At 66.9% G+C, this 22,819-nt stretch carries 25 protein-coding genes; 7 read left to right on the forward strand and 18 right to left on the reverse strand.

The window, feature by feature from the left end; genetic code table 11:
* The 9 genes from AQ619_RS14135 to AQ619_RS14175 form a co-directional block, all read right to left on the reverse strand.
* A complete protein-coding gene (locus AQ619_RS14135; RefSeq protein WP_062148931.1) occupies positions 1-1,494 on the reverse strand; it encodes a TadA family conjugal transfer-associated ATPase in 1,494 nt (497 codons plus the stop codon).
* 6 nt (positions 1,495-1,500) lie between these two features.
* Positions 1,501-3,060 (reverse strand): CpaE/TadZ family protein, encoded by a 1,560-nt coding sequence (locus tag AQ619_RS14140; RefSeq protein ID WP_062148934.1) that lies wholly within the window; start codon positions 3,058-3,060, stop codon positions 1,501-1,503.
* Positions 3,060-3,776 (reverse strand): CpaD family pilus assembly protein, encoded by a 717-nt coding sequence (locus AQ619_RS14145; protein WP_062148937.1) that lies wholly within the window; start codon positions 3,774-3,776, stop codon positions 3,060-3,062. Before AQ619_RS14145 ends, AQ619_RS14140 begins: the two co-directional genes overlap by 1 nt.
* 10 nt (positions 3,777-3,786) lie before the next feature.
* Positions 3,787-5,730 carry a type II and III secretion system protein family protein gene (locus AQ619_RS19395; RefSeq protein ID WP_236849484.1) on the reverse strand — a complete coding sequence of 648 codons (1,944 nt, stop codon included), beginning with the start codon at positions 5,728-5,730 and terminating at the stop codon, positions 3,787-3,789.
* On the reverse strand, positions 5,727-6,626 hold the full coding sequence (gene cpaB, locus AQ619_RS14155) for a Flp pilus assembly protein CpaB (RefSeq protein ID WP_062148939.1): 900 nt from the start codon (positions 6,624-6,626) through the stop codon (positions 5,727-5,729). The genes AQ619_RS19395 and cpaB overlap by 4 nt, the downstream gene beginning before the upstream one ends.
* Positions 6,627-6,818: 192 nt before the next feature.
* Positions 6,819-7,331: an A24 family peptidase gene (locus tag AQ619_RS14160; RefSeq protein WP_062148941.1), complete on the reverse strand. Its 513-nt coding sequence runs from the start codon at positions 7,329-7,331 to the stop codon at positions 6,819-6,821.
* A gap of 148 nt (positions 7,332-7,479) precedes the next feature.
* Positions 7,480-7,662 carry a Flp family type IVb pilin gene (locus AQ619_RS14165; RefSeq protein WP_035045419.1) on the reverse strand — a complete coding sequence of 61 codons (183 nt, stop codon included), beginning with the start codon at positions 7,660-7,662 and terminating at the stop codon, positions 7,480-7,482.
* A 196-nt stretch (positions 7,663-7,858) separates the two neighbouring features.
* Positions 7,859-8,041 carry a Flp family type IVb pilin gene (locus AQ619_RS14170; protein WP_062148945.1) on the reverse strand — a complete coding sequence of 61 codons (183 nt, stop codon included), beginning with the start codon at positions 8,039-8,041 and terminating at the stop codon, positions 7,859-7,861.
* Positions 8,042-8,139: 98 nt separating this feature from the next.
* Positions 8,140-8,322 carry a Flp family type IVb pilin gene (locus AQ619_RS14175; protein WP_062148948.1) on the reverse strand — a complete coding sequence of 61 codons (183 nt, stop codon included), beginning with the start codon at positions 8,320-8,322 and terminating at the stop codon, positions 8,140-8,142.
* A 319-nt stretch (positions 8,323-8,641) separates the two neighbouring features.
* On the opposite strand from AQ619_RS14175, the gene AQ619_RS14180 reads away from it, so the two are divergent.
* The 3 genes from AQ619_RS14180 to AQ619_RS14190 all read left to right on the forward strand — a co-directional run bounded on the left by AQ619_RS14180 (position 8,642) and on the right by AQ619_RS14190 (position 10,265).
* Positions 8,642-9,022: a pilus assembly protein N-terminal domain-containing protein gene (locus tag AQ619_RS14180; protein WP_062148951.1), complete on the forward strand. Its 381-nt coding sequence runs from the start codon at positions 8,642-8,644 to the stop codon at positions 9,020-9,022.
* Positions 9,023-9,132: 110 nt separating this feature from the next.
* Positions 9,133-9,711 (forward strand): TadE/TadG family type IV pilus assembly protein, encoded by a 579-nt coding sequence (locus AQ619_RS14185; RefSeq protein ID WP_062148954.1) that lies wholly within the window; start codon positions 9,133-9,135, stop codon positions 9,709-9,711.
* Entirely contained in the window at positions 9,711-10,265 is a 555-nt protein-coding gene (locus AQ619_RS14190; protein ID WP_062151703.1) for a TadE/TadG family type IV pilus assembly protein, read from the forward strand. The genes AQ619_RS14185 and AQ619_RS14190 overlap by 1 nt, the downstream gene beginning before the upstream one ends.
* A gap of 24 nt (positions 10,266-10,289) precedes the next feature.
* Here AQ619_RS14190 and AQ619_RS14195 read toward each other — a convergent pair whose 3' ends face one another.
* The 4 genes from AQ619_RS14195 to AQ619_RS14210 all read right to left on the reverse strand — a co-directional run bounded on the left by AQ619_RS14195 (position 10,290) and on the right by AQ619_RS14210 (position 14,784).
* Positions 10,290-11,045, reverse strand: a complete 756-nt coding sequence (locus AQ619_RS14195; RefSeq protein ID WP_062148957.1) for an aminotransferase class IV — start codon at positions 11,043-11,045, stop codon at positions 10,290-10,292.
* Complete coding sequence (gene pabB / locus AQ619_RS14200; RefSeq protein ID WP_062148960.1) at positions 11,042-12,382, reverse strand: aminodeoxychorismate synthase, component I; 1,341 nt, start codon at positions 12,380-12,382, stop codon at positions 11,042-11,044. Before pabB ends, AQ619_RS14195 begins: the two co-directional genes overlap by 4 nt.
* 140 nt (positions 12,383-12,522) lie before the next feature.
* Positions 12,523-13,932 (reverse strand): MFS transporter, encoded by a 1,410-nt coding sequence (locus tag AQ619_RS14205; RefSeq protein ID WP_062148963.1) that lies wholly within the window; start codon positions 13,930-13,932, stop codon positions 12,523-12,525.
* An 81-nt stretch (positions 13,933-14,013) separates the two neighbouring features.
* Positions 14,014-14,784, reverse strand: a complete 771-nt coding sequence (locus AQ619_RS14210) for a tyrosine-protein phosphatase (protein ID WP_062148966.1) — start codon at positions 14,782-14,784, stop codon at positions 14,014-14,016.
* 76 nt (positions 14,785-14,860) lie between these two features.
* On the opposite strand from AQ619_RS14210, the gene AQ619_RS14215 reads away from it, so the two are divergent.
* The gene (locus AQ619_RS14215) at positions 14,861-15,610 is read left to right on the forward strand and encodes an alpha/beta fold hydrolase (RefSeq protein WP_062148969.1); all 750 of its coding nucleotides are present in this window, start codon (positions 14,861-14,863) and stop codon (positions 15,608-15,610) included.
* 6 nt (positions 15,611-15,616) lie between these two features.
* Here AQ619_RS14215 and AQ619_RS14220 read toward each other — a convergent pair whose 3' ends face one another.
* On the reverse strand, positions 15,617-16,708 hold the full coding sequence (locus AQ619_RS14220) for an acyltransferase family protein (protein WP_166504264.1): 1,092 nt from the start codon (positions 16,706-16,708) through the stop codon (positions 15,617-15,619).
* Between the two features lie 187 nt (positions 16,709-16,895).
* Here AQ619_RS14220 and ygiD point away from each other — a divergent pair, with 187 nt between their 5' ends.
* Positions 16,896-17,666 (forward strand): 4,5-DOPA-extradiol-dioxygenase, encoded by a 771-nt coding sequence (ygiD, locus tag AQ619_RS14225; protein ID WP_062148972.1) that lies wholly within the window; start codon positions 16,896-16,898, stop codon positions 17,664-17,666.
* A gap of 202 nt (positions 17,667-17,868) precedes the next feature.
* Here ygiD and AQ619_RS14230 read toward each other — a convergent pair whose 3' ends face one another.
* Together AQ619_RS14230 and AQ619_RS14235 are read right to left on the reverse strand one after the other, a co-directional pair.
* A complete protein-coding gene (locus tag AQ619_RS14230; protein WP_062148975.1) occupies positions 17,869-18,297 on the reverse strand; it encodes a DUF4345 domain-containing protein in 429 nt (142 codons plus the stop codon).
* Positions 18,298-18,321: 24 nt separating this feature from the next.
* Positions 18,322-18,711: a c-type cytochrome gene (locus AQ619_RS14235; RefSeq protein WP_207205006.1), complete on the reverse strand. Its 390-nt coding sequence runs from the start codon at positions 18,709-18,711 to the stop codon at positions 18,322-18,324.
* A gap of 133 nt (positions 18,712-18,844) precedes the next feature.
* On the opposite strand from AQ619_RS14235, the gene AQ619_RS14240 reads away from it, so the two are divergent.
* Positions 18,845-19,417 (forward strand): TetR/AcrR family transcriptional regulator, encoded by a 573-nt coding sequence (locus AQ619_RS14240; RefSeq protein ID WP_062148978.1) that lies wholly within the window; start codon positions 18,845-18,847, stop codon positions 19,415-19,417.
* A gap of 52 nt (positions 19,418-19,469) precedes the next feature.
* Positions 19,470-20,117 carry a DsbA family oxidoreductase gene (locus AQ619_RS14245; RefSeq protein ID WP_062148981.1) on the forward strand — a complete coding sequence of 216 codons (648 nt, stop codon included), beginning with the start codon at positions 19,470-19,472 and terminating at the stop codon, positions 20,115-20,117.
* A 3-nt stretch (positions 20,118-20,120) separates the two neighbouring features.
* On the opposite strand, the gene AQ619_RS14250 is transcribed toward AQ619_RS14245, so the two are convergent.
* Both AQ619_RS14250 and AQ619_RS14255 read right to left on the reverse strand, forming a co-directional pair.
* The gene (locus AQ619_RS14250) at positions 20,121-21,815 is read right to left on the reverse strand and encodes an alpha/beta hydrolase family protein (protein ID WP_174515179.1); all 1,695 of its coding nucleotides are present in this window, start codon (positions 21,813-21,815) and stop codon (positions 20,121-20,123) included.
* Positions 21,816-22,076: 261 nt separating this feature from the next.
* Positions 22,077-22,763 (reverse strand): DJ-1/PfpI family protein, encoded by a 687-nt coding sequence (locus tag AQ619_RS14255; RefSeq protein WP_062148984.1) that lies wholly within the window; start codon positions 22,761-22,763, stop codon positions 22,077-22,079.
* Positions 22,764-22,819 lie beyond the last annotated feature (56 nt).

Consider the following 22,819-nt stretch of genomic DNA (forward strand, 5'->3'; position numbering starts at 1 on the left):
CTACTCCGCCGCGTCGAGGGCTTCGGCCAGCTCGCGCTCGAGGCCATAATAGCGGGCGCGATCCCAGAAGCGCGGCCGGGCGATGCCGGTGGAGCGGTGCTTGCCGACCACCTTGCCTTCCGCGTCCTCGCCGGTGATCTCGTAGACGAACAGGTCCTGGGTGACGATCACATCGCCCTCAAGCCCGACGACCTCGGTGATGTGGGTGATCCGTCGCGAGCCGTCCCGCAGACGGGCCGCCTGGACGATGACATCGACCGAACCAACGATCATTTCCTTGATCGTCTTGGAGGGCAGGCCGTAGCCGCCCATGGTGATCATGCTCTCGATCCGGCTGATGGCTTCACGCGGGGTATTGGCGTGCAGCGTGCCCATCGAGCCGTCGTGACCGGTGTTCATGGCCTGCAGAAGGTCGAATGCCTCCGGGCCACGGACTTCGCCGACGATGATGCGTTCGGGTCGCATCCGCAGACAGTTCTTGACCAGGTCGCGCATGGTCACCGCGCCCGAGCCTTCCAGGTTGGGCGGCCGGGTTTCAAGCCTCACGACGTGGGGCTGCTGCAGCTGGAGCTCGGCGGCGTCCTCGCAGGTCACCACCCGTTCGGTCGGGTCGATGAAGGCGGTCAGGGTGTTGAGCAGGGTGGTCTTGCCGGAACCGGTACCGCCCGAGATGACGATGTTGCAGCGACAGGCCCCGATCACACCCAGAACCCGTGCGCCCTCCGGACTGATGGACTTGAAGTCCACCAGGTTCTTCATGGTCAGCTTGTCCTTCTTGAACTTCCGGATGGTCAGGGTGGGACCATCCAGAGCCAGAGGGGGCGCGATGACATTGACCCGGCTGCCGTCGGGCAGGCGGGCGTCGCAGATCGGCGAGCTTTCATCGACCCGGCGGCCGACCTGGCTGACGATCCGCTGACAGATGTTCATCAGCTGCAGGTTGTCGCGGAAGCGCACATTGGTCAGCTGGACCTTGCCGCCGACTTCGATGAACACCCGATGGGCCCCATTGACCATGATGTCGGCGATGTCGTCGCGGGCCAGCAGCGGCTCCAGCGGGCCATAGCCGAGAACGTCATTGATGATGTCCTGGACCAGGTGCTCCTGCTCGGACACCGACATCGAGACGTTCTTGATCGCCACCAGCTCGGCGACGATGTCACGGATTTCCTCGGCTGCCGCCTTCAGATCCAGCTGGGCCAGCTGGCTCAGGTCGATCGTGTTCAGCAGGGCGTTGAAGATGACGGTCTTGGTGGCGTGGTAGTAGTCGCTCTGTTCCCGGACGATCGTGGTCGTGGCCGGTGCGCCCTGGGCGGCGCGAAGCTGCTCAAGCCCCGGCGTCGCCTTGGGCGTGGCCACCTTGGGCGAGGGTGCTGTGCGATCCGGCGCGGGTTCGACGCGCTGCGGCCGCGTCGCGATCGCAGCCCCGTCGGCCGGGGCCGGCGGCGGCGCATGTCGATCCGTTGCGGAATTCTGATCGCGTTTGCCGAACATCCGTCGCTATTTCTTCCTGAACAGACCGGACAGCATCGAGGTCTTCTGAACCTGCGGCGGTTCGCGACGGCTGATCAGCTGGGCCAGATGGTCAATGCCCTCCGCGGCCTTGGACTTGGGCGCGACCTCGCCGACCATCTGGCCGTTATTGGCGGCCTGACCAAACGACTTGGGATCAAAGGGCAAGACGAGCGATGGGGTCAGGCCCAGGGCCTCGCCAAAGTCCTTGACCGGAATTTCAGGTCGCCCGGGCACGCCGACCTGGTTCAGCACCAGCCGTGGCGGCGCATCGTTGGGACGGGCCTGACGGACCATGTCGACGATGTTCTTGGCATTGCGCAGCGAGGCCAGATCCGGGGTGGCGACCACGACCAGATCGTCGGACCCGATCAGCACCTTGCGGGTCCAGGATGCCCAGCTGTGCGGCAGGTCGAGCACGACGAAGGGCGCGGCCCCGCGAATCTTCTGGGTGACCTCCTCATAGGCCTCGGCGCTGATCTCGTAGTCCTGGTCGAGGGTGGCGGGGGCAGCGAACAGCGACAGGCGGTCGCCGCAGCGGACCATCATCCGGTCCATCAGCACCGGATCGAGGCGGTCCGGCTGGCTGAGCGCGTCGATGACGCCCTGCAGGGGGTCCTGGTTGAAATCGAGGCCCGCCGTGCCGAACGGCAGGTCCAGATCGACGAGCACCGTGGCGGTCTGCATGCGGTCGGCCATGGACCAGGCGAAGTTGTGGGCCAGGGTCGAGGCCCCCACCCCACCCTTGGCACCGACAAAGGACACCTGACGGCCGACAAAGGGGGCCGACGGATCGGCATAGAGCCCGGAGACGGCGCGGATGATCTGCAGCGGCCCAAGGGGCTGGGTCAGGTATTCGCTGACCCCGCGGCGCATCAGTTCGCGATAGAGGGCGATGTCATTGGTCTGGCCGATGACCACGACCTTGGTTCCGGGATCACAGACCTGGGCCAGGGCATCCAGCAGGTGCAGCAGCCGCTGGGCCCCGTCATGGCTTTCCACCATCACCAGCGAGGGCGTGGACTGGTTCTGGTAAAGGTCGACGGCGGCGTCGAGCCCCCCCACCCGGACAATGGTCGAGGCGCGCGACATGCGACGGTCGGCAGCGGCCTGTTCGATCAGGGCCGACGTCTCGGGCCGGACGCAGAAGGCATGAATGGTGATGCGCGGCACCGCGACCTCGCCGAGGGCGGCGTCATTGCCGCCCAGGCTGTCCTGCGGGAGCGGGTCTGACGGCTCAGGCATCGGCGGCGGTGCCATGTCGGCGGCGCGACGGCGTGGCACCTGAAGCTGGGCCTGGGGCAGTGGCGCAGCCGCCTGGGCCTGGGCCTGGCGGGCTGCGGCGGGGGCTTCAAAAGGATCCGGAGCCGCCGCCGGCCGTTCATCGCGCGGTCGAGCCGGCGGAAACTCTGCAAAGGGATCATCACGGTCGCCGGCCGCAAAGGCCTTCGGCGACGCGCTCCAGGGATCTGAGCCGGCCGAGGTGAACTCGTCTGCGGCGTCGAAACCCAGATCAAACGGTTCCAAATCTGAAGGCGGACGCGGCATCAGTTGATCGCCTTGGAGATGGCACCATTGGCCTGGTCGTCCTTGGCCGAGGACGTGGTTTCACCCTTGCGGTACTTGCCCAGCACCGTGTCGCGACGACCCGCGTCGATCGCGGTGGAGTCGCGGGGGCGGATCAGGTCTTCAGGACTGGCGATCTGGGCAGCGAGATTGGCGGCCAGGGCGCAACCGAAATTGTCATAGGTCTCGTTCTTGCGCGTCGCCGTCAGGTTCTCCCAGTGCTGACCGCAGCGGGGTCCCTCGGCGACGAAATACTCGAATCCGACGCGAACTGCGGCATTGGCATTGCCGGCGGCGTCATAGCCGACCAGCCGCACCTGCGGGGCCGGGGCCCCCAGCATCACCAGACGCTCGCGAACCGCCATAGCCATGCGGCTGGCGACGGCGGGGTCACCGCCGCCCAAAGGCGCGCTGACCACGATTTCGCGGGCCTCTGCCGACAGCCAGCGGCTGACCAGGGCCCGCAAAGCCTGGTCCTGATTGGCCGAGACTCCCGTGGCGTGAGCCGCCAGCTGGATCTCGTCAGGATGGCCGTCGACCTTGATCCGGTTGGTCCATTTTTCCGTAGCCAGGCGCGGCGTCGGTTCGGGCACGGCCTTGCCGGCACCCTCGCCGCCCGTGGCGCAGGCCGACAGGGTCAGCAGGACGGCGCTGGCAAACAGGCTCTTGAGAATGCGGTTCACGGTTGGCTTGCTCATGTCCGCGTCCTCACTCGATCACATAGCCGACCGGGCCCTGATAGGCGCGGCCCGCATTGGCCCCGGCCGGAGCCTTGACCACTTCGTTCAGGCGACCCAGCAGGGTCGTGCTCAGGTCGCCCGCGACCTTCAGGCCGTCCGCCGGCGTCTGCAGGTTCTGGGGCCGGGTGGGATCGACGATGTAGGGGGTGATGATGATCACCAGTTCGGTCTCGCCGTTCAGATAGTCGCGCGACCGGAACAGCGAGCCGAGGATCGGCATGCTGGTCATGCCGGGGATCGCGTCGATGGTCTGCTTGGTCGTCTGCTGCAGCAGGCCGGCGATCATCAGTGACCCGCCCGATGGCAACTCGACCGTGGTCTCGGCGCGACGGACCGTCAGGCCGGGCACCGTCAGGACGCTGTTGGCCGTGGCCACCGAATAGGCACCCAGGCTGCTCAGTTCCGAGACTTCCGTCGAAAGCTTCAGGGAAATGCGGCCGCCCGACATCACCACTGGCGTATAGCCCAGGCCGACGCCGTAGGGCTTGAACTCAATGGTGATCTTGCCGGTGTTGTCGGCCGAGACCGGCACCGGGAACTCGCCCCCGGCCAGGAACTTGCCACCCTCACCTGAGACAACGGTCAGGTTGGGTTCAGCCAGGGTCCGCACCAGGCCCACGCGCTCAAAGGCCTGGATCATCGCCTTGGCAGAGTTGACGTCATCGCTGCCCGCCAGGCCGCTGGTGACACTGGCCAGGGGATTGCCCTTGTCCTGATAGATGCCCGAGCCCGGCGTGACCGTATTGGCGTTGGTCAGGAAGTTCTGGATCCACAGGTTCTTGGCGTCATTGCCGGCCGTGCCGGCCCCGCCGGCCAGGAAGGTCTGAACATCGGACGACAGGGACGCCGCCGAGATGCCGACATCCTTCATCGTATAGGTAACGGCGGCTGAGCCGGTGCCGACCACGGCCGTGGTCTTTCCGGCGATCGAGTTGGCATAGGAGCCCAGCCACGAACTCTGGGCCGAGCTCAGGCTGCTGTCATTGGACAGGAAACGCTGCAGATAGTTCAGCAGCGACACCCCGGGCTGCGCCCCGGGTACCGTCCCGAACAGGCTGGAGACCAGATTGGTCGGCTGGTTGGTGGTGTTGATATTGTAGCCACCCTTGACCCCGCCCAGCAGGCTGCCGTTCACGCCATAGGTCGGCGACAGGCCAAACGAGAACTGGTCGGTGCCCAGCTGACCCAGCACGGCATTCAGGTCGACGCCCAGCTGCTTGATCACATTGCGCTGCACCTCGACAATGCGCACCTGCAGCATCACCTGGTCCTTGCCGGCGATGCTGAGCATGTTCAGCACCTTGTCGGGCGAGGCCACGAACTGGGCCGCGATCCGGGTGGCCTTCTCGGAGTCGGCGGCATTCATCACCATGCCGCTGAGAATGACGCTGTCCTTCAGTGGAATGACCTGGACGGTTCCTTGGGGCAGGACGGTCTTGAGGGTCGAGGACAGCAGGCTGATGTCCTGGGCGACGCGAATGTTCAATTGCAGGATCTTGCGACCGGCGGCGTCAAAGAACACCGCATCCGTCGAGCCCGCAGTCAGGCCCAGCACATAGATGCGCCGGGGGCTGCGCAGCACGGCATCCGCCACCAGCGGATTGGTGACCAGCATGTCGCGCACGTCGACCGGCAGTTCGATGATTGCCGACTTGCCCAGCGGCAGGTCGAGGACACGGGCCCCGGCACCGGCGGTCAGGTCGATGCTCAACACCTGTTCGGCCGCTGACGGCGGGAGCGACGGCAGGGGGGCCGCGGCAACCGGGGCCGGACGGATGGTGCGGGGCGCCGGTCGATAGGTGTGCGACCCGGCGACGGGGCCATCGGCGAAAACGGGCGCGGTCGAGCTTAGCGCCAGAAGCGCAGCGACATGGACGGTCAGAACGCGACGGATCACGGGGGAGCGGCTCATGGGCGCACCGAAATGTTGGTGGTCTGGCCCCCACGGTTGACGCGGATGACCGCCTCCGCCTGGGCTTTCTGCGCGATGGGACCGACTGCGCCCGAGGGACCGCCAAGATCGGTATAGGCGCGCAGGGCCAGGGTTACGGGCCCGGTCGCCTTGGCCCGGGTCAGGGCCTCGGCGTCGGAGGGACTGACCTCGATGGTCGCGGTGGCCGCCACGATGGACTTGGCGTCCTTCTCGGCGGCCGTGCTCTGGTCGAGGGCCAGGACGCGGACGTTCTGGAGAATGGTCTCGGCGATCACGACCTTGCTGGATCCGCCCTCGGTGTCAGGAGCCACCGTGTCTCGCGTCTGCAGCACATCCACCCGGTCGCCAGGCAGGATGAAACCGCCGACGGCGGTCTCCGAGGTCACCGGCACCGACATGGCCCGCTTGCCGGGGGCCAGAACGACCGACAGATAGCCGCCATCGCCGCCCCGGACGATCTTGCGCGGCGTGATGGGTTCGCCGGTCAGGATCGGGTCGCGCACGATCGCGCCCTCGACAGCCTTGGCCGGATCGACACCCCCGATCATTTCATTGGCGGCATTGGTAACCACGGCCTTGGCCTTGGCCGCGCCGACAGGCTCCGGCTGCGCTGCCCCATTGGTGATGAAGGCTGCATTGACGGCCTCGGTCGGCCAGGCCTGCCAGGTGACGTCGTCGCCCGTCAGGCGTGCACCGATTGCCAGGTCATGCTTGGCGACCAGCACCTGGGTCATGGGCTTGCCCGCAACCGGGGCGGACGCCATCGACGGCGAGGCGGCCGCGGGCTTTCCGCCCAGGGCGCGCTGCATCACCACAGCCAGGCCAATGGCGGAAACAGCGGCGACCAGGACGATCAAGAGGCGAACAGGATTCATTGCGCGGTCACAGGCTTTCGCGACGAGAAGCGAGGTTTCGCACGCGGTTGCCCTTCAGGGCGGCGCACGCGATTCGTCAGTCAGCCTTTCTGGCCACCCCCATGGTCGCCCGCGCATGGTTAACACCGGCTAAAGTTTTGCCCTTCCGAGTCGATATGCCCTCTGTGACAGGCTGACGCGGAACCGCCCGGCTCAGGTCATGATGGCGGCGGCCAGGGTCCCCTCAGGGAAGGTCACCAGGGCACCGACGGCAATGGCCACGCCATAGGGAATGTCACCCCCCTGGGCACCGAGCTTGCGCAGCCAGGACGGAGCTCCGGCCAGGACCGGCTCCAGCCAGCCCGAGCGCAGGGCCAGTATGGCCATGGTCAGGGCACCACCGGCCAGGCCGGTGGACAGCATGAAGGGAATGGCCGCAGGCCAGCCGATCCAGAGGGCGCTGGCTGCGAACAGCTTGGCGTCTCCACCACCGATCCAGCCCGCGGCAAACATTCCCATACCCAGGACCAGGGCGCCGAGCCCCGTTGCTAGGCATAGCCCGATCGCGGGAAGGGGCGCGCCACTGACGGCTGCCGCCGGCACAAAGGCGGCGATCAGGGCCAGCGAGATCCAGTTGGGGATCGTGTAGCTGGTGGCGTCCTTCAGCGCGGCCACGATGGCCAGGGCGGGAAAGACCAGCAGAAGCGGGATCTGGATTGCTTGCATCACTTAGGCCCTGTTGTGCGCCTCATTTTGGGACGATCAGGTGAAGCAATGGTTTCCCTTTGGGACCAGACGCGGAAAAGGCCGCAGCGTAATCGCCACGGCCTTCCCGTTTTCGAGGCTGTGTCGGGCCCCTGCGGGCCCTCGCACCTTAGCTGGCCGAGTTGGCCGTGCTGACCGTGGTGCCGACCTTGGTGAAGGTCGCCTTCAGATTGGTGCCCAGGGTGGTGACGGCGGTCACGATCACAACAGCGATCAGGGCGACGATCAGACCATATTCGATGGCCGTAGCGCCGGATTCGTCGTTCAGGAAGGACTTGATGAAGCTGGTCATGGGTCAATCTCCAGGGCTGAAACCTATGAGACAGACAATAGCGCGACAATATGAACCAAGGGTTTGCAACTCAAGAACACAGAGTTAATTTGATGATTTATTTCCGGTAACCATAAGCTTAAAGTACAGACAAAAGAAAAGGCCGAAACCGAAGCTCCGACCTGTTTCCTTGCGGCGCTGTCGCGAAAGGCGGCGGCTAGCTGGCCGCGTTGGCCGTGGCCACCTTGGTTCCAACCTTGGTGAAGGTGGCCTTCAGGTTGGTGCCCAACGTGGTGACCGCGCTCACGATCACGACGGCAACCAGGGCAACGATCAAGCCGTATTCAATGGCGGTCGCGCCGGACTCGTCGTTCAGAAACCGAGACAAGAACTTGGGCATGCATAGCTCCGGATCTGACGAGTCAGCTGTTTTGAAGAAGAAAAAGGGCCGGGACGCGCAGTCCCGACCCTTCTTTTTTCGAGGCCTGAGGCCAGGATTTAGCTGGCCGAGTTGGCCGTGCTGACCGTGGTGCCAACCTTGGTGAAGGTCGCCTTCAGGTTGGTGCCGAGGGTGGTGACGGCGGTCACGATCACAACGGCGATCAGGGCGACGATCAGACCATATTCAATGGCCGTGGCGCCGGATTCATCGTTCAGGAAGCGGGTGAAGAACTTCGACATGACTTGATCTCCAAAATCATCGTTGGTTGATGTTGAGGTCTTCAAGCCGTGTTGACTTGCTCACCCCCGAAAACACGATCAATTTCGCCCACCTCGCTTAATGCGCAGTAAACAGCAGAATAGTTTTCGGAAATTTTCTCTTGGTTTATTTGTATTTACTATTACTTGTTCTTAACCGTATCTGACTGAGGCCTGAACAAAGCCTTTTGAATCAAGGATTTCAGGCCGGGTCAGGTTGTCGCGCCCAGGGTCAATTTAGTCTTTTGTTGACCATTCAAAGTCAGTCTCGGCAGCGCTCCGCTCTCGAACTGGAACCGTCATGCGTCGCCTGTCGCTCGCCCTTGCAGCCGTTTTCGCCCTTTCCGGGCCCACAGCGCGGGCTGAAAGCCTGTCCGTTGCGGCAGGCGACATTGCCCGCATCACGCTTTCCGGTCCGGTTCGCGATGTCGTGGTCGGCGATCCGCTGATCGCCGATGTCAGCGTCATCAATGAGCGCACCCTGCTGATCATGGGAAAGCGCCCCGGTGCCACCACGGTCCTGGCCTTCGACACGGCCGGTCGCCCCCTGGCCGATCGCCAGGTGACGGTTTCGGAGAGCGGCGGCGTCACCGTCTATCGTGGTGCCGCCAATGTCGGCACCTATGCCTGTGGTGCCCAGTGCACTCGCGTTACGCCGACGGCCGGCGCCAGCGTTCCTTAAGAGTCCGGTACGTCGCGCCCGTGCGTGCCTCTAAACACCTGATTAGGAGCGCGGGACCTATACTGCCCCAACCGCCCGATCCGGCGGCATCGCAATGGACCCCCAGCGTCATGGCGCACCTTGCCCGCCTCAAACGCATTAGGCACCGCGCCAGCCTTCTGGCCCGCTTCGCCCGCGCTCGGCGCGGGGCCGTGACGGTCGAGTTCGCCTTCGTCTCCATTCCCTTCCTGCTGCTGATCTTCGCCATCATTGAACTGGGCCTGGTCTTTCTGGTCTCCCTGACCCTGGAAAACGCCCTGCTCGACGTCGGCCGCACCATCCGCACCGGCGAGTTGCAGACTGCCAACGGCAGCGCGGCCAGTTTCAAGACTGCCATCTGCGCAGAGATGAGCTGGTTGGGTACGGCCTGCAGCGGGGCCCTGAGCCTGGATGTCCGCACCTTCAGCGGCTTTTCGGCCTCTGGCACGGCCCTGACCGCCGCCAAGCCCAATACGACCTGCTGGGATCCGGGCGGACCGAGCTCGATCGTCCTGATCCGCGCCTATTATAACTGGCCCCTGGTCACGCCGCTCCTGAAGACCGGCCTGCAGACCTCGAACGGCAAGCGCATGCTGACCGCGGCCACGGCCTTCGCGAACGAGCCCTATTCGGACACCCCGGCAGCGACCGTCACATGCCCCGCCAACTGATGTCCAAACCCCCGCGGAGCCTCAAGGGCTTCTGGCGCGACCGGCGCGGCGTTTCGGCCGTCGAGTTCGCCCTGATCGCCCCGGTGCTGGTGATCCTGTATTGCGGCCTGGCCGAACTGACCCAGGCCATGATGGCCCAGCGTCGTCTCAGCAATATCGCCTCATCGATCGGCGACCTGGTGGCCCAGAGCGCCCAGCTGAGCAATGCGCGCCGCGACGACGTTTTCACGATCGGGGCCACGATCATGGCTCCCTTCCCGACCGGCACCCTGCGCATGTGCCTGGTCAGCGTCTCGTCGGATGCCACCGGCAGGGACACGGTCGACTGGTCGGAGAACCGCAACAGCCACGCCAACTGTCCGGCCGCCGGCACGGTGCTGGGAGCCAATGTGATCCCGACAGGCGTCCTGCCCGCCAACCAGAGCGTGGTCATGGCCAAGGCCAGCTACGGCTATACCTCGCCGATCAAGTTCATCCTGCCCTCAACCCTGAACTTCTACCGCACCTTCTATCTGCGGCCGCGAAAGTCCGACAAGGTCCTGCGCGTGACCTGACGGGCTCAGGTCGCCGGGGAAGACTCAAGCGATCGAGAGGCGCAACCGTTCGGTCAGGCCGTGCGGCGAAAGGGTCTGGCCGTTCAGGGCCGAGACAGGGCGCACGCCGATCAGGCTGTTGGTCAGAAACACCGCCTCCGCAGCCTGCAGCCGCTCTGCCCCGGCCACGACCTCCAGAACCTCGACGCCCGCAGTTCGCGCTGCCGCCAGGACCCGGGCGCGGGTGATCCCGGCCAGGACTCCGCAGTCGAGGGCCGGCGTGAGCAGCCGCTCGCCTTCGATCCAGAACAGGTTGGCAGCCGCCGAGCAGGCCAGATGGCCGGCATTGTTGAGCATGACGGCCTCATCCGCCCCGGCCGCCCGGGCCTCGGCCCGCGCCAGCACATTGTCGAGATAGGCCAGGGTCTTGTGCCGCGAGGCCGCAGACCCTTCGTTGCGACGGGTCCGGGCCACGACGAGGGTCGCCGGAGTTTCGATGGGTGCCGACAGCGCGAAGCTTGCCCGCAGTCGCGGAACGATCTCGGAGGGCCGGTCCAGGCCTCGTCCGCCCGAACCGGCGGTCAGGGTCAGCCGTATGGCGGCCCGCCCCCTGGCCGGTGCTACGGAAAAGCAAAGCGCCCGCGCCGCTGCGCGGTCCAGATCCGGCAGACCCAGCGCCCCGCATCCGGCGGCCATACGATCAAGATGAGCCTCGATGTCGGCAATCATGCCGTCTATGGCCAGCAAGGTCTCAAACAGGCCGTCGCCCAGCAGCAGGCCCCGATCGTCGAGAGGGATCATGATGCCGTCTCCGTCAGGGCCCGTTTGAGGGCAGCGATCTTGGTTTCGGTCTCCAGACGCTCGGCCTGGGGATCGCTGTCGGCAACGATACCGGCTCCGGCCCGTGCCTCGAGCCTCCAGCCTGATCCGTCACGCTCCAGACCCACTGTGCGGATCAGCACGCTGGAGTCAAAGCTGCCGTCGAAGCCGGCCCAGAACAGGGAACCGCAATAGGGTCCGCGTGGCGGTTCGTGGCCGGCTATGACCTTCATGGCCTGGACCTTGGGCGCGCCAGTGATCGAGCCGGGCGGGAAACTGGCCCGCAGCAGGTCGGCCAGGGTCAGGCCCGGCCTGAGCCGCGCGGTCACGGTCGAGACCAGATGATGCACATTGACGAAGGTCTCGACCCCGAACAGGTCCGGAACCCGGACGCTGCCCGGCGGGCTGACCCGGGCCAGGTCGTTGCGCATCAGGTCGACGATCATCAGGTTCTCGGCCTGGTCCTTCTCGCTGGCCGACAGCTCGGCGACCATCACCGCATCCTCGGCCGGCGTCGCGCCGCGCCGCCGGGTGCCCTTGATCGGCTTGGTCTCGATCGTGTCATCGGCCCCCGTGACCTTCAGGAACCGTTCGGGCGAGTTGGACACCAGGGCCCGGTCCGGCAGCCGCCAATAGGCCGAGAACGGCGCCGGGCTTTGGGCGCGCAGGCGGACAAACAGGTCGAAGGGATCAACGCCATCGGCCAGACGGCCGGTCCAGGCGCGGGCAATGTTGGCCTGGAAGATCTCGCCGTCATGGATCCGCGCCACCACATCGGCGACGGCGCGCTCATAGGCGTTCCCGTCCGTGGCGGTCAGGGCCGGGCAGAGCGGCCCTGCCATGGGTGGCCGCGCCTCGGCGGGCTGGTCAAGCCAGGCCAGGGCCTGCCGGGCGGCGTCCGTCGCCAGGGCGTCTGTCTCTCCCCGCCCGACGGCCACGACCCGCTGCTGCTGATGGTCAAAGGCGAGGAGCGCGCCATAGCGGGCGGCGGTCAGGTCCGGCCAGTTGGAGCGAGCCAGGCCCAGGGCCTCGACCCGGTCCCCCAGCTCATAGGTTCCCAGACCCACCACTCCGCCCTGAAACGGCGGCCCCTTTGGGTCCGTCGGCCGGCGTGGCCCGATCAGGGCCGTGAGGGCCTCGAAGGGATCGCGCGGATCAGCGGGTTCAAGACTCAGGACAGCGTCCGGAGCGCGCAGCAGATAGGACCACCGCGCCGTGCCGCCCGACAGCAGGGCGCAGGCGAAGGGCTCGTCCCGGAAGGGCTGCAGGGCCTCGGCCGGCTCGCACCAGGGGGCGGAATGGAAAGCGACGCAGCGCATGACGGGGGATCTAGCAGATGCTCCCCCTTTGGGGGAGCTGTCGCAGACCGACTGAGGGGGCCATCTCGGCATCGACCGCGCTGCCCCCTCCGCCCCTCCGCCCCTCCGGGCCACCTCCCCCGGAGGGAGAGGATCTAGACCTAAGCCTCGCGGTTACCGCCCTTGACGAAGAACAGCCCCAGCGCCCCGAGCGCCAGCAGGCCGACGATCGGCACGAAGCCCGCCACCTGGCTCTGGAAAATCCGGGTTGCGAAGGCCACCAGCAGCGAGCCCAGCCACACCGTCGCCGTGCCCGAAAGGGCGAACAGCCCGAAGAAGGCGGCGATACGGTCGGGCGGCGCCAGACGGACCAGCAGGGTGCGGCTCGAAGCGTACTGGGCGGTGACGAACACCGCGATCAGCAGGCCCAGACCCAGATACAGAACCTCGGGCAGGGTGCGGAACAGCGGCCCGTTCCACAGCGGCGCATGGGCGGCGGCGTCGTAGCTCCAGAAGTACAGGATCCTGTCGCGGCCCATGCCCAAGGCACCGATCAGCACGATCAGGCAGCCGAAGATCTCCAGCTGCACCGCCCGGCGCGGCCCCAGGGTCCTGTCCAGCCAGGGGGCCAGGAAGCCGCCCAGCACGCCGAAGATCGACAGCGAAATGCCATAGGCCAGCATCTCCAGCTCGCCCCAGCCCATCAGACCGGCGGCGAACAGGCCACTGAACACCAGCAGGGCCGTCATGCCGTCGCAGTACAGCATCCGCGTTCCCAGGAACGTCGCGACGTCGCGATGGCCCTTGAGGTTGCTGAGCGTGTCGATCAGCAGCCGCGCGCCGTGGCGCAGGCTGGCCGCCATCGACAGGCCGGTGCGCGGCGCATCCCGCGTCCACAGCAGGAACGGGATCGCGCCGAGCAGCATCACCCCGGCCGCCATGGGTCCCGACAGTCGGGCCGGTTCGTGATTGGCGGTCGGCAGGCCAAACAGCGGCGCGGCGGGCACGCCGGGCCAGTCGACCTGGCCGGGCAGGACGAAGGCCCACATCATGAAGATCAGCAGGCTCACCGACAGGCCGTTGGCCATAGCATAGCCCAGCCCCGAGACCAGCGGCTCCTGACCCGGCTCGGCGGCCCGTGACAGCAGCGAATTGTTGAGCACGTCGCCCCAGTTATAGGACACGCCCAGGACGATCAGGACGAGGCCGACCACGGCCACCGACGGCCCATCGTTCGGCTGGGCCAGCCACAGCAGCATCAGCAGCGGCAGCATGATCGCCAGAATGCCGATCAGGAACGGCTTGCGCGGGCCATAGCGCTCGATCGAGGCACCCAGCAGGGGGGCGGTGAGCGCCGTCAGCAAACCAAAGGCGGTGGCGATGTCGGCCATGGTCGCCTGACCCTTGACCGGATCGCCGACGAGCACCCGCGAGAAATAGGGGGCGAAGATGTAGATGGTGATGAGGACGACATAGGCGTCGCGCGAGCCCTGATGGAGGATCCAGCTGAGCGCGCCCTTCGACAGGCCCGCCGGCTTGTCGCGCGCCGGCGCGTTGGTGACGTCACTCATGCCCTACCCCGTCTGAGCGCCGTCTGACGCGGTCGCTTCAGGACAGCGTGGCGGTTAAACAGGCGTTTGTCACGAACCCGTTTAGAGCAGGATGTGGGCCCGCACGGCCTCACGGCTCGCCGCATCCAGGCCGATCACCTGGTCCAGATAGCCGTCCAGCGAGCCGTTCTGGTCCTTGATCACCGCGAAGGCGGCGGCCAGGTAGTCGGCGTGAACGCCCATGGCCGCGCGCATCGCCGCTTCGGACGGCATGCGGCCGGTCACCTCATGGATGGCGGCCATGAACTTGGGACCGCGCCGCTCGAAGCGGCTGTCGTCATTGGTCAGCAGATAGTCGTCAATGACGTCATCATCCGACACCCCGGCAATGTGGTGGGTCAGGGCCGCCAGAACGCCGGTGCGGTCCTTGCCCGCCGCGCAGTGGATCAGCACCGGTCCGCGTCCCTGGGCCAGGGCCTGGAAGTAGCGGGTGAACAGGTCGATGTGCCGCTCCTTGAACGGCAGGCGGCAATAGTACTCGATCATATAGGCGTGGATCGACTGCACACTCAGGTCGGAGCTGCGCAGGAAGGTGTGCCAGGGATCATCGGGTGAGCCCTGGTCGTTCTCGATGACCTCGGCCGCAAACCCTGCCCAGCGCCGCGAGGGCGCGCGTTCCCGTTCATTGGGCCGGCGCAGATCGACCAGGGTCGCGATCCCGAGCCCTGCCAGGGCCGCAAGATCCTCGTCCGTGGCCTCGGCCTGATGGGCGGCGCGGAACAGAACCCCCCGCTTCAGACGGCCCGCGCCGGCGGCGTAGTCACCATAGTCGCGGAGGTTTTCAATGCCTTGCAGCGGGATCAGACGGGTCATGTCAGGGGTGTTAGCGCGCCAGGGTGACGTTGGCGAGACTCTGGACGCCCCGCGCCACGCCTGAGTAGATGGTCCCATGACCAATCCTTACCGCTTCAAGAGCTTCGACGGCGTCGAGATCGCCTGGCGCACCCTGGGCGAGGGTCGGCCCACCCTGATGCTGCATGGCTTCCTGGCCAATGCCGAGTTCAACTGGTTTGCGCCCGGCATTGCCGCCGCCGTGGCCGCTACGGGACGCCAGGTCATTGCGCCGGACCTGCGCGGGCATGGCCACTCCGCCGCGCCCGTCGCGCCGGCGGCATGGCCTGCCGACGTCCTGGCCGCCGACCAGGAGGCGCTGATCGCCCATCTGGGTCTGACCGAATACGATCTCGTCGGCTATTCGCTGGGCGCGCGGACGGCGGTGCGGATGCTGACCCGCGGTGCCCGGCCGGCGAAACTGGTGCTCGGCGGCATGGGCGACAGCGGCCTGATGGCGGCCGGCGCACGTGCGGCGATGTTCGAGGACTCGATCCGCCACGGCGAGGCCGCCAAAGACCCGCGCGCAGGCCGGCGGGTGCAGGCGATGATGGCGGCCAGCGGCCTGATCCCCGAGGCGATGCTGGGCGTGCTGGCCTCGTTTGTAGCGACCTCCGAGGCGCAGCTGCGCGCCCTTGACCTGCCGACCCTGGTGATCGCCGGCGTCTCAGACGACGACAATGGCTCGGCCGAGGGTCTTGCGGCGATGATGGGCAACGCGCGGGTGGTGCGCGTGGCCGGGGATCATCTCAGCGCGGTGATGGAGCCGGACCTGGCGGCGCAGATCTCGAGCTTTCTGGCGGCCTGAAACGGGCTACCGCCTCAGCCACGGTGCCAGCCGGTCCTGCACCGGCTGGTCGACATAGGTGTGGAACAGCCAGGCCCCGCCATAGGCCAGGGGGAAGCCGGCCAGCCACATCAGCCACTGCCAGCCGATGCCGATCGGCACGGTGTCGATCAGCTTGTGCACGGCGCTCCAGTAGATCACGCCGACGAAGATGTGGGTGATGAACAGGGCAAAGGACAGCTTGGCCCCCTCCTCGATCCAGGCCCGGGGGCGCTTTACCGGCAGACGGCCGGCGCCGAGGATGATGCAGCCTATGGCCAGCAGGCTGGGCAGGTCGAACCACAGCACGTCGGGCAGGGCATAGCGGTCGAACAGCTGCCAGGCGATCAGAACTGCCGCGCCGCCATAGAGCAGCACGCGCGCCGCCGCCTCCGAGGGCCAGTCCATCTCCACAGCCCGGGCCAGGCAGACCCCCAGGATGAACAGGGGCAGGGCCCGGACGACCCCGAACTGAAACTGCAGGTCGGCCAGGGCGTGGTCGAAGCCGAAGCGGGCGATGAGTTCAAAGACAATGATCACGGCCAGGCCCGCCAGGGGCAGCACGACCGCATGTCGCACCCGGTCCGCTGCCCGCCACAGGAACGGGAAGATCGCATAGCAGACGATCAGGGCCGACAGGGACCAGCTGGGCAGGTTCCAGCCATCGCTGGGCACACCCCAGGCATGGACCAGCAGGGCCTGGACCGGCAGCTGGTCCCAGGCGAAACGCGAGGGCTTGTGGGCGTCGGTGCCGATGGTATTGAGCACCAGCACCAGGGCCGCCATGGCCGCCAGCACCATCAGATGTCCCGGCCAGACCCGGGCGGCGCGGCGCACCCAGAACCGGCCCGGCGAGATCTGGCCCGACAGGGTCGAGGCGCCATAGGCCCGGCCCAGCACATAGCCCGAGAGGATCAGGAAGAAGTCGGTGGCCAGAAAGCCGCGCGAGAAGACCTGGTGAAACCGCTCGATCCGCAGCGGGCTCTCGGCCCCGTAGTGATAGAGCACGATCAGCAGCGAGGCGAGAAACCGCAGGAAGTCCAGGGCCCCGCCCCGCACGGCCCGGCGCGCGCGCGCCATGACCGGGGTCGCGACCGGAGGGGCTTCAGGCGCCGACGAGGACGCGTCAGGGGGCAAATCAGAGCGGGTCACAGCCATGGCCTTAACAAAGCCGGCCGCGCGGGAAAAGCCATGCCGTCGCGCCATCTTGCGGCAGGCTGTGCCCCCGCCTATCTGTAACTAGAGTTGTTTCCGAATAGAGATCACCATGACCCGCATGCCCGCCCTGTTCGTCGGCCACGGTTCGCCGATGAATGCCATTGAGGACAACGCCTGGAGCCGCGCCTGGGCCGCGATGGGCCGCGACCTGCCGCGTCCGCGCGCCATCGCCATGGTCAGTGCCCACTGGGAGACCAGGGGGGCCACAGCCGTCAGTGCCTCGGCGACGCCCGAGACGATCCACGATTTCGGCGGTTTTCCGCAGGCCCTGTTCGATGTTCAGTACCGCGCCCCGGGCGATCCGGCCCTGGCGGCGCAGATCGGCCAGATCCTCTCGCCCGACCGGGTGGTCCAGCATCCGACGCGCGGTCTCGACCACGGGGCCTGGGGCGTGCTCTTGCCGATGTATCCCGAGGCCGACATACCGGTAGTGCAGATCAGCCTCGATCGCGGGCGGTCCAATCCCTGGCACTATGAGGCCGGCCGGCGACTTTCAGCCCTGCGCGACGAGGGCGTGCTCCTGATCGGCAGCGGCGACATCGTCCACAACCTGCGGGCCGCCGATTTCCGCCGGCCCGAAGCGCCGCCCTGGGCTGAACGTTTCAACGAGACGGCCAAGGCCCTGATCCTGGCCGGCGCCCATGACGCGCTGATCGACTGGCAGGGCCTGGGCCCAGACGCCGAGATCGCCATCAACAGCGCCGAACACTATCTGCCCCTGCTCTATGTGCTGGGGGCACAGGGCCCGGACGATCCGGTCAGCTTCTTCACCGATGACGTCTTCGCCGCCATCTCGATGACGGGCGTCAAGTTCGGCTAGATGCGAACAACGCCCGTGCCGGGGAGCACGAGCGTTGCGCTTTTGAGGACGCTGGGGCCGGCTGGGGGGGGAGGAGCCGGGTTGTCCGCGTCGAGACTTAGATTGGGAGCCGAACCCGGCTTTGCAACGGCCTGACCGGGGTCTTTTCAAGACCAAATGCGGCGGCAGCTCGCCGGAACAGCCCGCCGCTCAGGTCTAACCGTCAGGACCGAGCGATCCGCGTGCTCCACCAGAGCAGGAGCGGCATCAGGATCACCTCGGCCAGAAAGGAGCCCAGGATGTCGGGTCCGAACTGGACATCGAAGCGAAGGGCACTGAACCGCGCCAGCCCGCCGATGATCGTCAGAACCAGCGCGGTCTGAAGGGCCGGCTTGAGCGGCCGCAGGTTCCAGGCACCGGCCAGAAAGAGCAGACCAACCCCCAGCCACAGCCCGCCCAGAAACCGGACATGGCTGTCGTGGGCCGCATAGGCGTCGGGGCGGATGGCGGCGACGAAGTCGGTCGGACCCTGCAGCCCCAGGGTGGCGATGCCGCCCAGGGCGACATTGGCACCCGTCAACAGGGCCACCAGGCCAAGGAGGAAGATCACGGTCCGGAAAGCGCGTTCGCTGAGGCTCGTTCGGTTTTGCATGGGAGATCCTGGGGCGGGCTGATGCTAGCGCGAGACGCTGCGGAGATAGGCGATGAGAGTGTGGCGATCCTCGGCGGACTTCACCGTGACCGTCATCCGCGTGCCGGGCACCAGGCGCGATGGTGCCGTCAGCCACTGGTCGAGCATTTGCTCGGACCAGACGACACCCGAATGGGCCAGGCTCGAAGAATAGCCGAAGGTGCCGAGGCTGCCCGCCGGGCGCCCGACCACGCCGCGCAAGGCCGGTCCCGTCCTGTTGACGTCGAGGGCGTGGCAACCACCGCATCGAAACATGAATTGCATCCTGCCCCGCTGCACCGAGGCGGCAGCGCTCGCGTCCTCGTCCAAAACCGGGGATCCGGCTGCTAGGGTGACGGCAAGGCACAGCCAGGCCAGGACGACGATCGGTTTCATATGGCCTTGCTTATTATTTATAACGCGTGATAAATAATAATCAGCGAAGGAAGTCAAGCCTGTGAGTTTGGACAAGGAAGCCGTGAGCGCGCGCAGAGGTCGACCGGCGCGGAGCGGTGAAGACATCGTGGCCATGCGGAAGAAAGTGGCCAATGCTGCCGCGCAGCTGTTTCGCGATGAGGGCTACGCCTCTGTGTCCATGCGCCGGCTGGCCAGGGAGGTCGGCTGCACGCCGATGACCCTCTATGCCTATTTCGCCAGCAAGGCCGACATCCTCAGCCATCTCTGGGAAGGGATCTATGATGAGGTGTTCGCCGAACTGAGCGCCCTGACGGGGTCGATCGACAGCCCCGCCGATCGCCTCACCGCCGTCGCCGCCCACTATGTCCGCTACTGGGTCGGGAACCCGGAGCGATACAGGCTGGTGTTCATGACCGAGGGTGTCAGCCAGGCTGAAGTCAGCAGCTTTCTGGAGTCCTGCACCGCCGTCGGCCACTACCAGCTCTTCTTTGGTCTGGTGCGTGACGTGCTGGGGCAGCCGGGCGAGGCTGACCTGAAGCCCCGGACCGAGGCCCTGCTCTGCGGCCTGCTGGGCATAGCCCACAGCCATGTCACCATTTCCGGCTACCCCTGGTGCGCGCCGGAAGTCCTGACCCGACAGATCGTCAGTGCCCTGATGTCACCATCAGATCGCAAAGAGCCCTAGGCGGGTCCGCGCCTGCGCCTATATCTGAAGCTCACCCGCCAGGACCGCGCCCATGACCAAGCCCCTGAAGATCGATTTCGTCTCCGACGTCTCCTGCCCCTGGTGCATCGTCGGCCTCGGCGGTCTGGAGACGGCGCTGGAGCGCGTGGGGGATCTGGTCGAGGCGGAGATCCATTTCCAGCCCTTCGAGCTCAATCCCCACATGCCGCCCGAAGGTCAGAACATCGTCGAGCATATCGCCGAGAAATATGGCGCGACGCCGGAGCAGTCGGCCGCCAATCGCAAGGCAATTCACGAGCGGGCCGCCTCGGTGGGCTTCACGATGAAGACCAGCGAAACCAGCCGGATCTACAATACCTTCGACGCCCACCGCCTGCTGCACTGGGCCGGCCTGGTCGGCGGCCAGAAGGCCCTGAAGCGCGCCCTGTTCGACGCCTATTTCACCGACGGCCTCAGCCCCGCCGACCATGACGTCCTGGTTGCGACCGCCGAGAAGGCCGGTCTGGACGGCGCGGCGGCCCGGCAGGTACTGAGCTCGGGCCAGTATACCCAGGAGGTGCGCGAGGCAGAGCGCGCCTGGCACACGGCGGGCATCAGCTCGGTCCCCGCCGTGATCATCAATGACCGCTACCTGATCTCGGGCGGACAGCCGGCGGAGTACTTCGAAAGAGCCCTCCGCCAGATCGCCGCCGAGGCCTGAGCCCTACACCACCTGGGTCGCCGTCCCCGCCACCATGTACCAGGTCAGCAGCAGGCCGCAGATCACCGTCGCGACCGCATAGCCGCCGGTGCGTTTCCAGGTGAAGACCCCGATCACCGCCATCAGGGCGGTCAGGGGCAGGAACTGGATGGCCACCACCGTCGACAGCGGATCGAAGGCCGTCGGCAGGCGACCCGTCAGGAACAGCGCGCCATAGTCCAGGGCCAGCAGCAGGGCAAAACCCCCGCTCAGGGCCAGGACGGCAGAGCCATAGCGGGCCAGATTGCTCTCACCGGCCACCGGGATGCGGGCCAGCAGGGTCCGCAGGGTGACGCCAAAGGCCAGGGTCAGGGGCAGGACATAGACCAGCACCAGACCGGCCTGGGCCGGGCTGAGACGCTTGAGCGCCACGACCCAGAAGCGGAAATCGACCAGGAACAGCCGGTGGACCAGTTCCAGGGTGCCATAGACCACGCCGACACTGATCAGGCCGATCAGCAGCGAGAGCGGCCAGCGATTGCTGAAGCCCGGCCGCGCGCCCTTGCCGAGCGCCGCCAGCCCCAGGGTCAGCGAGGCCGTCACGACCGCCCAGGTCAGGACCTGGTTGGTGATCGCCTGCTTCAGGAGACCATTGGCCGGCAGGGCCACCATGCCGAGGATGAACAACGGAAAGAAGGTCACGGCCGGCAACAGGGCCGACAGCGCGACGCCGCGCCACCAGCGTCCGTCGCGCGCCGAAGCGGTGGGCTGGATCGCCTGACGCAGGGGAGCAAACAGCTTCAGGGTCAGCAGGGCCTGAAAGGTCCCCAGCAGCAGCACCACGGTGCCGATCAGGGCAATGCCGGTTCCGGCCTCCTTCCACATCCAGATCTGGTCGCTGGCCGGGCGCGGCGTGCCGCCCTTCAGGGTCAGGGCAAACCAGTCGAGAGCGTGGCCGATAGCGGCCGGTGAGATATGATCACCGGGATGGGTGGTGGCCGGGGTCTGCAGCATCCGCGCGGTTCCGTCGGCCACCGAGCCATAGACCTTGCCCGGCTGGACCGGCCCCGTCGCGCCGAACACCGCCTGCAGCTTGGCGCTGCCGGTCACATCCTTGGCGCGATCGACCCCCCACATCAGCTTGGAGAACTCGTCATACTGGCTGAAGACCAGGGCCAGGTTGCGCGGCCAGACCGGGGAACCGTCGGCCGCGAACGGCTTGCCGGTCGAGGAGCCTTCCAGCACCACGGACCGATAGGCGTCCGGCATCGTCGCGGCCGCAGCCAACACTGTCCACCCGCCCATGCTGTGCCCCTCCAGGCCGATATTGGCCGGATCGACGGTTGGCAGGCTGCGCAGGTACTTCAGGCCGTCGGGCCCGCCAAAGCCGTTCGAGAAGGCCGGTCCGCCACTATAGCCGTGGCCGGTCTGGTCCAGGGCCAGAACCACATAGCCACGCCGGGCGAACTCGATGGCGAAGCCGCTCTGGGTCTCGCGGGAATTGATATAGCCGTGCACGGCCAGCACGCCGGGGGACGGCGTCGCTGCAGTGGCGTTGGGCGGGGTGTAGAGCAGGCCGCTCATCGGCGTGCCGCCGGTGCCGGCGAAGGTCACCTCGGTGACCCTGATCCCGCCCGCCGTCTGGACCTTCCAGGCCAGGGCGCTGCCGCCCAGAACCAGCACCATACCCAGCAACAGCAGCAGCCATGGCTTGCGCATCTCATCCCCTCCCCCGCGCCGGTCATTCGCCGACTTTGCGAGGGAGCCTAGAGGAGGCACGGGGAATGTCGAATCCGGCCTCCCCTAGGAGGCCGGGGCTGTGGCCCATGACCAAAAGCGCCTGTCATCCCGGACAAGCGCAAAAGCGCGAAGATCCGGGACCAACGCCTGAGCTCTGCGCTTCCGGCGGTCCCGGATCTTCGCCCGGCTTTCGCCGGGCTTGTCCGGGATGACAGGCTTTTTCGCGACGGTCGCCAGCGTCTAGAGCAGCGCCCCGGCCTTCTCCGCCGCCGCCAGACGCTCGTCCATGCCCTTGCCGTACATCCGCTGCACCCGCTCCAGGACCTCGGCCGGTGCCGTTTCGGGGCGGCCGGCATTGAACGGCGGGGCCGGGGCGTACTCGACACCCAGCTGGATCGACTGGGCGACGGCCTCCCCGGCGATCTCGGCGGCGATGGTCAGGGCGAAGTCGATGCCGGCCGTGACCCCGCCGCCGGTAAAGACATGGCCATCGCGGACCACCCGCTCGGGATCGGGAATGGCCCCAAACAGCGAAAGCTGGTCGCGCCAGGCCCAGTGGCAGGCAGCGCGCCGGCCCTTCAGCAGGCCGGCCGCGCCCAGCACCAGCGAACCGGTACAGACCGAGCAGACATAGCGGGCGCCGGCGGCCAGCCGCCGGATCTCGGCGAGGAAGGCCGGCTCGGCCATGGCCTGGGTGGTGCCGAAACCGCCGGGCACGATCAGGACATCGCACGCCCCGACATCAGCCAGACGCGGCAGGTGCGCGAAGATCAGGCCATCGGCCTCGATCTCGCCGCCGTCGAGACAGGCGACCGTGACTTTCGCCCCCGGAAGGCGGCACAGGATCTGGTGAGGACCGGTGAAGTCCAGATGGGTGACGCCCGGAAACAGGGCAAAGACAATGTTCAGGGGCTCGGCCTGGGCCATGGCGACATCTCCGTTTGACGCCGCATCATCCCGCGCCTAGCGTCTGGCGGAAATGA

Origin of the sequence: Caulobacter henricii, from assembly GCF_001414055.1 — a bacterium.
GTDB lineage: Bacteria > Pseudomonadota > Alphaproteobacteria > Caulobacterales > Caulobacteraceae > Caulobacter > Caulobacter henricii.